The 2448-nt window shown below is 65.8% G+C and carries 3 protein-coding genes; all 3 read right to left on the reverse strand.

What is annotated here, in order from left to right:
• Positions 1 to 13 precede the first annotated feature (13 nt).
• A complete protein-coding gene (tnpC, locus tag IAG41_RS22785) occupies positions 14 to 1504 on the reverse strand; it encodes an IS66 family transposase (RefSeq protein ID WP_262408859.1) in 1491 nt (496 codons plus the stop codon).
• A gap of 100 nt (positions 1505 to 1604) precedes the next feature.
• A complete protein-coding gene (tnpB, locus tag IAG41_RS22790; RefSeq protein WP_187731000.1) occupies positions 1605 to 1931 on the reverse strand; it encodes an IS66 family insertion sequence element accessory protein TnpB in 327 nt (108 codons plus the stop codon).
• A 26-nt stretch (positions 1932 to 1957) separates the two neighbouring features.
• Positions 1958 to 2371 carry a transposase gene (locus IAG41_RS22795; protein ID WP_262408858.1) on the reverse strand — a complete coding sequence of 138 codons (414 nt, stop codon included), beginning with the start codon at positions 2369 to 2371 and terminating at the stop codon, positions 1958 to 1960.
• Positions 2372 to 2448: the final 77 nt, after the last annotated feature.

Raw genomic sequence — 2448 nt, forward strand, 5'->3', positions numbered from 1 at the left:
GTAAGCGGTGTGCTCAGGCCACGGCTGTCCAGGGCATGAGGCTGCCGACGTCGTTGGCGGGGTGACCGTTGGCGAGTTCGGTGAGGGTTCGGGTCAGCCAGTCGTGGGGGTTGATGCCGCTGAGCTTGCAGTTCTCGATGAGCGTCGCGATCACCGCCCAGTTGTCGCCGCCTTCATCAGAGCCGGCGAAGAGCGCATTCTTGCGATTCAGGGCGATCGGTCTGATCGACCGCTCGACGGTGTTGGAGTCGAGATCGATGCGGCCGTCGTCCAGGAACCGTGAGAGGCCCTCCCAGCGGCTGAGCGCATAACGGATCGCTTCGGCGAGCTTGCTCTTCGCGCTGACCTGACGGAGCCTGGCGCTGAGATAATCGCGAAGGTCATCGACGATCACACGACTGCGCTCGGCGCGCAGCGCTTGCCGTTCGTGTGCCGACGAGCCGCGCACCTGGTCCTCAATGGCATAGAGAAGAGCGATGCGTCGCAGGACCTCGGTCGAGACCGGTGAGGTGACGGCCAGTTCGTAAAACTTGCGCCGCACATGCGCCCAACAGAAGGCGAGCCTCACCTGCTGGCACCGCCTGGTGAGCGCGGTGTAGCCACCATAGCCGTCGACCTGCAGGATGCCGTCAAACTTCCCGAGATGCGCCTCGGGCCGTTCGGCCTTGCGGTCGGGGGCGTAGACATAGGCGACCATCGGCGGGTCGTCGCCGCCCCACGGCCGATCATCGCGAGCATAGGCCCATAGCTGGCCGGTCTTCGTTCGCCCGCGTCCGGGATCGAGCACCGGCGCGGTGGTCTCGTCGGCGAACAGGCGCTCGGATCTTCGCAGCTTCTCGAGAACATGATCGCGCAGCGGCCGAAGATACCACGCCGCTCGGCCGACCCAGTCGGCCAGCGTGGAGCGGTCGAGCCTGATATCCTGACGGGCATAAATCTGAGCCTGCCGGTAGAGCGGAACATGGTCGGCGTACTTCGCCACCAGGACCTGGGCGATCAACGCCTCGGTCGGGATGCCGCCCTCGACGATCCGGGCGGGTGCCGCCGCCTGGACGACAGCGTTCTCGCAGGAACGACAACCATAGCGCGGTCGACGCGTCACCAGCACGCGGAAGGTGGTCGGCACGACGTCGAGGCGCTCGGCGACATCCTCGCCGATCTGATGGAGCGCACCGCCGCAGCACGGGCAGGCCTTGTCCTCGACATCGACAACCTGTTCGATCCGCTCGAGATGGGCAGGCAACGAGCCGCGGTTGGTCTTGCGTGGCCGCTCGTTGGCGGGACGGTCCGACATCGCTTCGCGGGCCGCTCGCGCGTGCCCCAGCGCCGTCTCGATGTCTTCCAGGCCGAGCTGGAGCTGGGCAGGATCAAGTTGCTCGGAGCGGGATCCAAAACGGTGGCGCATGAACGCGGTGATGATCGACTGGAGCCGCTCGACCTCGGCATCGGCCTCACTCTTGGCGACCGCCAGATCGGCCGCCGCAGCGCGTTCTTGCGCCAGCATCCTGGACTGTTCGAGAACCAATGCGCGGAGCGCATCAATGTTCTCGGGAAGGTCCGCCTCCATGAGCATGACGAGAGTGAATCAGGAGCCGAAGGGCTCGTCAACCGGCAATCTGCGGGGCCTGCGGACGCCGCCCGCCATGCACGCGGCGCCAGTCCAGACCCTCGAGCAACGCGCCGAGTTGCGCCGCTGTCAGTCGTATCACACCGTCCTGGATGCCCGGCCATTTAAAGCCGCCCTGTTCGAGCTTCTTGACCATCAAACACAGGCCCGTGCCGTCCCACCACACCAGCTTGATCCGGTCACTGCGCTTCGCCCGGAAGACGTAGATCACGCCGGAATAGGGATCGCCGCCATAATCGGCGCCGACCAGCGCCGCCAGGGCGTCCGGTCCTTTGCGAAAATCCACCGGGCGCGTCGCAACCATGACGCGAGCGCCAATACCGGGACCGATCATCGCGTCTGCCTGAGTGCCTGCACCACTGCGGTGATCTGCCTGGCCTCGGCGGTTCGGGAGATCCGAACCACCGCGCCGTCGACTTCAACCTCGATCGCCATAGCGTGGCGCCTGGGGCTCTCCTCACGATCCGCCACGACGGGAACGAAGTGCGGCTCGATGATGGTGTTCTTGGTCCCGGCCGCTTCCAGCGCGTACCGCAGCTCGCGACGCCAGGTGTAGAGCTGCGAGGTCCGAATATCGTGGCGCCGCGCCAGCTCGGTCAGATTATCGCACCCCTGGGCCTCCGACACGATCGCCAGCTTCTGCTCAAGGCTCCACGAACGTCGGCGTCCGGCCATCCCACTCAGCAGCTCGACCCGTCTCAACGGCTCCGGACCAACTCCAGTGCGCGTGTCCAGTGCGGTCATAGGCATGATGTCTTCCACGCCGCCTAGTCTGCCCGAACAACTAGCCCCGACAAGGTGGGCGCGGAACACCGCTTACA

The sequence above is a fragment of the Sphingomonas sp. JC676 genome (genome assembly GCF_014489075.1).
Classification (GTDB): Bacteria; Pseudomonadota; Alphaproteobacteria; order Sphingomonadales; family Sphingomonadaceae; genus Sphingomonas.